This window comes from Enterobacter sp. KB-280D8 (genome assembly GCF_041399405.1).
GTDB lineage: Bacteria > Pseudomonadota > Gammaproteobacteria > Enterobacterales > Enterobacteriaceae > Enterobacter > Enterobacter cloacae_N.
Genome location: NZ_JBGKEC010000016.1, coordinates 39,725 through 46,717, shown reverse-complemented (window position 1 = coordinate 46,717; position 6,993 = coordinate 39,725). Strand labels below are relative to the sequence as shown.

The window sequence follows — 6,993 nt, the reverse complement described above, 5'->3', positions numbered from 1 at the left end:
CATTGCCGAACCACGCCTAGATGAAGCTGATGCAAAAGCCTGGTATCTGGCTGCCGCGAAGGGCACCGACACCATCGAGGTCGCTTATCTCAACGGCGTCGACACGCCATACATCGATCAGCAGGAAGGCTTCACCACTGATGGTATCGCCACGAAAGTGCGTATTGATGCAGGTGTGGCGCCGCTGGACTATCGCGGCATGACCAAATCCTCTGGTCAGTAAAAAAACAGTCCTGACAAACAGACGCCCGTAAGGGCTTTTTTTATACGTGAAACCAGCCCCGCATGGGGCTGAATGGAGAAGTTATGGCTAAGAACTATGCGCAGGACGGGAAAACGATCCCTCTGGTAAACAGTGGTGCAACCGATGTTCACAGCGGCGACCCGGTTGTTGTTGGAAAACTTATCGCGGTGGCAATTACCGATATCCCGGCTGGCGATACCGGGGACGGTTTTACTGAGGGTGTTTTCCTCCTGCCAAAAGTATCCGCAGATGCGGTTACTGCCGGGGCGCAGGTGTATCTGAAGGACGGCAAAATCACGATCGAAGAAACGGACGCCGTTGCCGCGGGCATCGCCTGGGAAGATGCAGGGGCAAACACCACCGTTGTTGAAGTGAAGATTAATGTCTAATCCCTTTGACCGGATGGCGGCTCGCATGGACGCGGCCACCATAAAAAAGATGGGGAAAACGGTTCTTATTAACGGAATCACATACGACGTTATTTCTGCTGAGTTGCTTGAAGAGATGGGGCCGTTATCAGGGAATTTACGGTCTCTGGTGGTATTCAGTGGAGAATATACCCCGCGGCGAAACGATGAAGTGGTTTGGGAAGGCAAAAACTGGACCGTCACACGTCACGAACTGTTTAACGGGAAACCTCGTATCTTCATTGAGTAGGAGGGGCTATGTCGATCAAAGGCCTCGAGCAGGCTATCGCAAACCTCAACAGCATCAGCAAAACGGCCGTACCACGTGCCTCTGCCCAGTCGGTTAACCGTATTGCCGGGCAGGCCATCAATCGAAGCGTTTCTGTCGTTTCAAAATCGACTCGTGTACCTCGAAAACTGGTTAAGCAACGTGCCCGGTTACGGCGGGCTACCGTCAGTAAACCACGCGCACTTATTCGGGTGAACCGGGGAAATCTCCCCGCCATAAAACTCGGTCCTGCGAGTGTTCGTCTGTCCCGCAGAAAACGGGATAAGTCGGGTGCAAACAGTGTGCTCAGAATAGGCCCGTTTCGTTTTCCAGGCGCTTTTATCCAGCAACTGGCAAATGGTCGATGGCATGTGCTGCGACGCACCACAAAGAACCGCTACCCCATTGAAGTGGTCAGCATTCCACTGGCTGTTCCCCTTACAGAGGCCTTCCGTGCGGAGCTACCCCGCCTGATGGACGAAAACATGCCAGCAGTTATGCGCCAGAACCTGCAAAACCAACTGAGGTTGATACTCAAACGATGAAACACCCGCAGATACGGGCCGCCGTTCTGACGGCCCTGAAACGCAGTATTACAGAACAAATAACCTGGTTCGACGGCCGTCCGGGATTTCTGGAAGAAGAAGATTTGCCTGCTGTAGCCGTCTATCTGACTGATGCGAGAGCTACAGAAGATAGCGTGGATGAAGATATGTGGACTGCACTGCTGCATATCGAGGTCTTTTTGAAGGCAAAAGAGACCGATTCCGCTCTGGATGCCTGGATGGAAGAAAAAGTGTACCCCGCTCTGGCTAATATCCCAGAATTGCTGCCCCTAATCGAACTGATGAATGCAAATGGCTATGACTATCAGCGAGATGAGGAAGTGATGATGTGGGGATCAGCCGATCTCAATTATTCAATCAGCTATGTAATGTGAGGATCCTATGGCCACACCAAACCCGCTGGTGCCAACAAAAGGTGCCGGTACCACTCTCTGGGTTTACACCGGAACCGGTGACCCCTATGCCAATCCGCTTTCAGACGTTGACTGGTTGCGCCTCGCAAAGATTAAAGACCTGCAGCCCGGTGAACTGACGGCTGAATCTGAAGATGACACCTACATCGATGATGAGAATGCCGACTGGACATCAACCATGCAGGGGCAGAAATCAGCCGGTGAAACTAACCTGACGCTCGCGTGGATGCCGGGAGATTCAGGTCAGCAGGACCTGGTGAACTGGTTCGATGAGGGGATCGTGAGGGGATATAAAATCAAATACCCAAATGGTGTCGTCGATGTGTTTAAGGGCTGGGTGAGCAGCCTTGGTAAAACCATTACTTCCAAAGAGGTAATGACCCGCACGGCCAAAATCACAAACAACGGCAAACCATCGCTGGCAGAAGACAGCGGTACCGCGCCGATTGCTGTCACGGGGATCAATTTAGATAAATCCACTGCAGCTGTAGCGGTCGCAGCCACAACGCAACTGGTGGTTTCAGTCCTTCCGGCCAGTGCGTCAGATAAATCCTTCCGCGTAGCCAGCTCTGATCCTTCAAAAGCAACGGTTACCGTTAATGGCAATACCCTGATTGTCACCGGCGTGGCGGCGGGCACCGTAGAAATCATCGTTATGAGCAATGACGGCAACTTTGTGGCGATCTGCAAAGTCACTGTTTCCTGATAACCGGGGCGTGAGCCCCGTTCCGACCCGGAGTAAATATGTTTCTAAAGAGCGAACAGCTGGAAAGTAACGGCAGCAGCGTCACATTGTTCCAGCTTTCGGCGCTTCAACGTATTGAATACCTCGAATACCTGAAACAGATGGAGGCAGTTGAAGCTGGCGATTTCCAGGCGGCCATCACCCTCACCGTAAAAAGTGGGGCGTTCCTCGTGGCGATGTCGCTTTGGCACGGCCACGAACTGAAAGGCTCACAGGGAGAAAATGCGGCGGCGGAAGTGGCAAAGATTCAGGATGAGGTCATGCAGTCATGGCCGACCGAACTGGTTGCCGAAGCGGAATATAAGGTGAAGCTCCTGTCCGGGATGATTGCGCCGGTAACTGATGACCAGGCAGCGTCCGGCGAAGAAGGTTATAAACCCGCTGAACCCGTTACTGCGGAAAAGCCCTCGCCAGTGAGCTGAAATTTGCCATGAAACTGGCGCGTGAGTTCGGTCGCCCGGACTGGCGTACCATGCTTGCTGGCATGTCCTCAACGGAGTACGGCGACTGGAAAATCTTCTACCAGGACAATTACTTTCATGATGCGCAGCTGGACGCACACTTCTCCGGCTTGCTCTACACCATCTCAACCCTGTTTTTTGCCGATCCGGAGTTAACCCCGGACAGTTTCAGCATTCTTAATACTGCACCGGAACCCATCGACATTGATGAACCGGATGACAATACGCTGATGGCGAAGGCTGCAGGTATTTCAGGAGGCGTGCGCTATGGCCCAGACGGCAGTCGGTGATCTGGTCGTTAACCTTGACGTTAACTCGTCGAAATTCAGCGAGCAGCTTAACTACGTCAAAAAAGAATTAAAACAGACCGGCAATGCGGCAAACGACGAAGCGTTACGTATCCAGCAGTCCTTCAGCCGCCAGGAGAACGCCGCGCGTAAGGCCGGTATTTCAGTGGGTCAGTATAACGCCGCAATGCGTATGCTCCCGGCGCAGTTTACCGATGTGGCCACGCAGCTGGCAGGTGGGCAGAACCCCTGGCTGATTCTGCTTCAGCAGGGCGGTCAGGTTAAGGACTCTTTTGGCGGGATCATCCCGACATTCCGGGCGTTGATTGGGACGGTTTCCCCGTTGATGGTCGGCATTGGTGCATTGTCCGTTGCAACGGGCGCGTTGTTCTATGCTTGGTACCAGGGCTCTTCCACTCTGTCTGATTTCAACAAAACGCTGGTACTGTCGGGGAACACAGCCGGACTGACAGCTGACCGCATGCTGGCACTGGCGCGGAACGGACAGGCAGCGGGGCTGACCTTCAACCAGACCAGTGAAGCGCTGACCGAGCTTATCAACGCGGGTGTGCGTGCTGGCTCGCGCTTTGATGACATGAGCGAGGCGGTGGCGCGGTTTACCGATGCCTCCGGCGTGCCGGTGGAAAAGGTAGCAGCAGCCTATGGCAAGCTCGCAACTGACCCGACATCGGGCCTGATCGCGATGGCCCAGCAGTTCCATAACGTTACCGCTGAACAGATTGCCCATGTGGCGCAGATGCAGCGTGCCGGTGATGAGGCTGGCGCACTGCAGGCGGCTAACGAGGCTGCTACAGCCGGATTCAACGATCAGACAAAAGCCATCCGCGACAATATGGGGACGATTGAATCTTCAGCGGACTCCCTGAAGCGCGCCTTCAAGTCGATGTGGGATGCAGCCCTCGATATTGGCCGACCTGACACCGCGCAGGAGATGGTGGCAAAAGCCGAAGCCGCGTTCAAAAAAGCCGATGAAATCTGGAACCTGCGTAAAGGTGACCGATATGTCAATGATGAGGCCCGCGCCCGATTCTGGAATGACCGCGAAACGGCCAGGCTGGCGCTGGACATGGCGCAGCAGCAAGCGGGAATTGCCAGGGCGAATGAAGAGAATGCATCGCGCGAAGCGGCAGCGGAATCGGATCGCCAGAAGTATGCTGCGCAGGCTCAGGCAAACTATGCCAAAACGCAGACGGCACTGGAGAAATACACGGCCAGGCAGAGCGAGCTCAACAAGGCGCTGAAAGAGGGGCGGATCCTCCAGGCTGACTACAACATCAACCTGGCTGCCGCGAAAAAAGAGTACGAAGACACCCTTAAAAAGCCGAAGACGACCCCGGCAATCAGAACCCCCGCAGGTGCCCGTGCCACCGATACGGCCAGCGCCCAGACGCTGGAGCTGCAGGCACAGCTGCGCACCCTGCAGGAGCATAAGAGCATCAATGACACCATCAGCCAGCAGCGTCAGGAGCTGTGGCGTCAGCAGTCCCGCTTTACGGTTCTGGAAGAGGCCGCGAAGACCCGGACGCTTTCTGCTGAGGAAAAATCCCTGCTGGACAGTAAAAGCGAGGTGCTATCCCGTGCGGAGCTGAATGCGAAGCTTGGTGATCAGATAGTGGCGCAGGAGCGGCTTAATCGCCTGCAGGATACGTCCCAAAAATACGTCACGCAGATCGGCGAGAAAACTCGAGCCCTTGCGGAAAGTGCTGGTATGAGCAGTCGTGCAGCACAACGCCGCAATGAGGAGGCCCAGCTTCTTCAGGGCTGGAAAAATGGTGGCGGTTCGGAGAACGACGCTGGTTATCAGAATGAGCTGCAGGCGCTGCAGGCGTATTACGCCGAGCAGGATAAGCTGCGAGACGACTGGCAATCCGGGGCCAAATCCGCATGGGCAGATTATGTTGATTCTGCTTCAGATTCTTATGGCCAGATGAAGTCGATTGCAACCAGTGCGTTTGATGGCATAGGGCAAAATATGGCTGACATGCTGACGCGCGGAAAGGCTGACTGGGCTGACTTCACCCGCTCCACGCTCTCCATGCTGACACAGATCCTGCTGAAACAGGCGATGGTCGGTCTGGTGGATTCAGCGACAAGCGCGCTGGGATTTGCAGGTGGCGGTTATACCGGTTCAGGCGGGAAATATGAACCTGCAGGTGTCGTTCACCGTGGTGAATTTGTTTTCACCAAAGAGGCTACCAGCCGGATCGGCGTCGGCAATCTTTACCGGATGATGAAAGGGTATGCCACGGGTGGGTATGTCGGGGGCGGTGGTACAGGTCCAGCTGCAGCACCTTTCGGTGTCAGTGTATATGCCCCGGTGACGGTCGAAAATGCTCCCGGTAACGCACAGCAGCAAAACGACGGAGACCGGCTGGGTAAAGCGTATCAGCAGGTGATTAATAAATCTGTCAACGATGGTATCGCCAGGGCAATCCAGCCCGGTGGGCTTATCTGGAATGCGACCAATCGCAGGTAACAGTTATGACGATAGAAACATTCTCCTGGGGAATTAAGGTCTCCAGCCAGCCCACCGAGGGAAGCAAAGACACCGTCAGGAAGGTCCAGTTCGGCGACGGGTACGCACAGGTGAGCGGCTCAGGTCTGAATGACGAGATTCGCACCTATGAGTTTTCCTTTTCCGGTGATCCGACTACTGCGAATGAAATTCATGCCTTCCTTCGGCGGCATAAAGTGAAGTCGTTTATTTTCACTCCGCCTTTTGGCGATATGGCGCTGTGGCGTGTCGAGGCTGACAGCCTCAAAAAGGTGGTTAAAAACGTAAAAGTGATAACCGTAACCGCAACGTTTGAACAGGCATTTGCACCATGAGTCTTAATGCTGATTATCAAAAGCTTGAGCCGGGCAATGAAGTCCGGCTTTTTTCTGTCGATGGCACAGCGTTCGGTATGTCAGATGTGCTCCGCTTCCACGCACATAACATTGCGCATACCCCGGAAGAGATTGAGGCTGCAGGCGGGGATGAGAATAAACTTCCGGCGAAGTCCATCTGGTGGCAGGGGGAGGAGTATAAAGCCTGGCCGTGTCAGGTTGAGGGTATTGAAGCGACCACGGACGGTACCAGCCCACAGCCAAAACTGAGTGTGGCGAACTTGGACAGTTCGATCTCAGCGCTCTGTCTGGCGTATGACGATCTGCTGCAGGCGAAAGTCAGTATTCACGACACGCTGGCACAGTATCTGGACGCCAGAAATTTTCCGCAGGGCAATCCCACTGCTGACCCGTCACAGGAAAAGCTGAAGGTCTTTTATATCGATGCCAGAAGCACTGAGACGGATGAAGTTGTCGAGTTTACGCTTTCCAGTCCGATGGATTTACAGGGCCAGATGATACCGACGCGGCAGCTGCATTCGTTATGCAGCTGGTGCATCCGGAATAAGTACCGGACCGGCGACGGCTGCGACTATGCCGGAACGCGCTACTTCGACAAAAACAATAATCCTGTTGACGATCCTTCGCTGGATGTCTGCAACGGCACGCTGACGGCCTGCAAGCTCCGGCACGGAGACAGCAACGAGCTGCCGTTCGGCGGTTTCCCGGGTACATCTCTTATCAGGAGCTGA

9 protein-coding genes and 2 pseudogenes are annotated in these 6,993 nt (G+C 54.6%); all 11 read left to right on the top strand.

Features of this window, described 5'->3' with window-relative positions; genetic code table 11:
• Positions 1 to 223 (top strand): annotated as a pseudogene (locus AB8818_RS22100) (Clp protease ClpP); the annotation flags it as partial.
• A gap of 83 nt (positions 224 to 306) precedes the next feature.
• Entirely contained in the window at positions 307 to 633 is a 327-nt protein-coding gene (locus AB8818_RS22095) for a DUF2190 family protein (RefSeq protein ID WP_044067055.1), read from the top strand.
• Positions 626 to 901 carry a DNA breaking-rejoining protein gene (locus tag AB8818_RS22090; protein ID WP_371200029.1) on the top strand — a complete coding sequence of 92 codons (276 nt, stop codon included), beginning with the start codon at positions 626 to 628 and terminating at the stop codon, positions 899 to 901. The genes AB8818_RS22095 and AB8818_RS22090 overlap by 8 nt, the downstream gene beginning before the upstream one ends.
• A gap of 8 nt (positions 902 to 909) precedes the next feature.
• Positions 910 to 1,464, top strand: a complete 555-nt coding sequence (locus tag AB8818_RS22085; RefSeq protein ID WP_013096336.1) for a phage tail protein — start codon at positions 910 to 912, stop codon at positions 1,462 to 1,464.
• Positions 1,461 to 1,859, top strand: a complete 399-nt coding sequence (gene gpU, locus AB8818_RS22080; RefSeq protein ID WP_371200028.1) for a phage tail terminator protein — start codon at positions 1,461 to 1,463, stop codon at positions 1,857 to 1,859. Before AB8818_RS22085 ends, gpU begins: the two co-directional genes overlap by 4 nt.
• A gap of 7 nt (positions 1,860 to 1,866) precedes the next feature.
• Positions 1,867 to 2,604 carry a phage tail protein gene (locus AB8818_RS22075; RefSeq protein ID WP_371200027.1) on the top strand — a complete coding sequence of 246 codons (738 nt, stop codon included), beginning with the start codon at positions 1,867 to 1,869 and terminating at the stop codon, positions 2,602 to 2,604.
• A 38-nt stretch (positions 2,605 to 2,642) separates the two neighbouring features.
• A complete protein-coding gene (gene gpG, locus AB8818_RS22070) occupies positions 2,643 to 3,065 on the top strand; it encodes a phage tail assembly chaperone G (RefSeq protein ID WP_371200026.1) in 423 nt (140 codons plus the stop codon).
• An 8-nt stretch (positions 3,066 to 3,073) separates the two neighbouring features.
• Positions 3,074 to 3,388: pseudogene (locus AB8818_RS22065) on the top strand (phage tail assembly protein T); the annotation flags it as partial.
• Entirely contained in the window at positions 3,372 to 5,888 is a 2,517-nt protein-coding gene (locus tag AB8818_RS22060) for a phage tail tape measure protein (protein WP_371200025.1), read from the top strand. The pseudogene AB8818_RS22065 and the gene AB8818_RS22060, both read left to right, overlap by 17 nt.
• A 5-nt stretch (positions 5,889 to 5,893) precedes the next feature.
• Positions 5,894 to 6,241 carry a phage tail protein gene (locus tag AB8818_RS22055; RefSeq protein WP_337256836.1) on the top strand — a complete coding sequence of 116 codons (348 nt, stop codon included), beginning with the start codon at positions 5,894 to 5,896 and terminating at the stop codon, positions 6,239 to 6,241.
• A complete protein-coding gene (locus AB8818_RS22050; RefSeq protein ID WP_193144360.1) occupies positions 6,238 to 6,993 on the top strand; it encodes a phage minor tail protein L in 756 nt (251 codons plus the stop codon). Before AB8818_RS22055 ends, AB8818_RS22050 begins: the two co-directional genes overlap by 4 nt.

What these genes read in the sequence shown, in the direction of transcription:
- AB8818_RS22050 (WP_193144360.1), top strand. Translation starts at nt 6,238, where the DNA reads ATGAGTCTTAATGCTGATTATCAAAAGCTTGAGCCGGGCAATGAAGTC.
- AB8818_RS22075 (WP_371200027.1), top strand. Translation starts at nt 1,867, where the DNA reads ATGGCCACACCAAACCCGCTGGTGCCAACAAAAGGTGCCGGTACCACT.
- AB8818_RS22095 (WP_044067055.1), top strand. Translation starts at nt 307, where the DNA reads ATGGCTAAGAACTATGCGCAGGACGGGAAAACGATCCCTCTGGTAAAC.
- AB8818_RS22090 (WP_371200029.1), top strand. Translation starts at nt 626, where the DNA reads ATGTCTAATCCCTTTGACCGGATGGCGGCTCGCATGGACGCGGCCACC.
- gpU (WP_371200028.1), top strand. Translation starts at nt 1,461, where the DNA reads ATGAAACACCCGCAGATACGGGCCGCCGTTCTGACGGCCCTGAAACGC.
- AB8818_RS22055 (WP_337256836.1), top strand. Translation starts at nt 5,894, where the DNA reads ATGACGATAGAAACATTCTCCTGGGGAATTAAGGTCTCCAGCCAGCCC.
- AB8818_RS22060 (WP_371200025.1), top strand. Translation starts at nt 3,372, where the DNA reads ATGGCCCAGACGGCAGTCGGTGATCTGGTCGTTAACCTTGACGTTAAC.
- AB8818_RS22085 (WP_013096336.1), top strand. Translation starts at nt 910, where the DNA reads ATGTCGATCAAAGGCCTCGAGCAGGCTATCGCAAACCTCAACAGCATC.
- gpG (WP_371200026.1), top strand. Translation starts at nt 2,643, where the DNA reads ATGTTTCTAAAGAGCGAACAGCTGGAAAGTAACGGCAGCAGCGTCACA.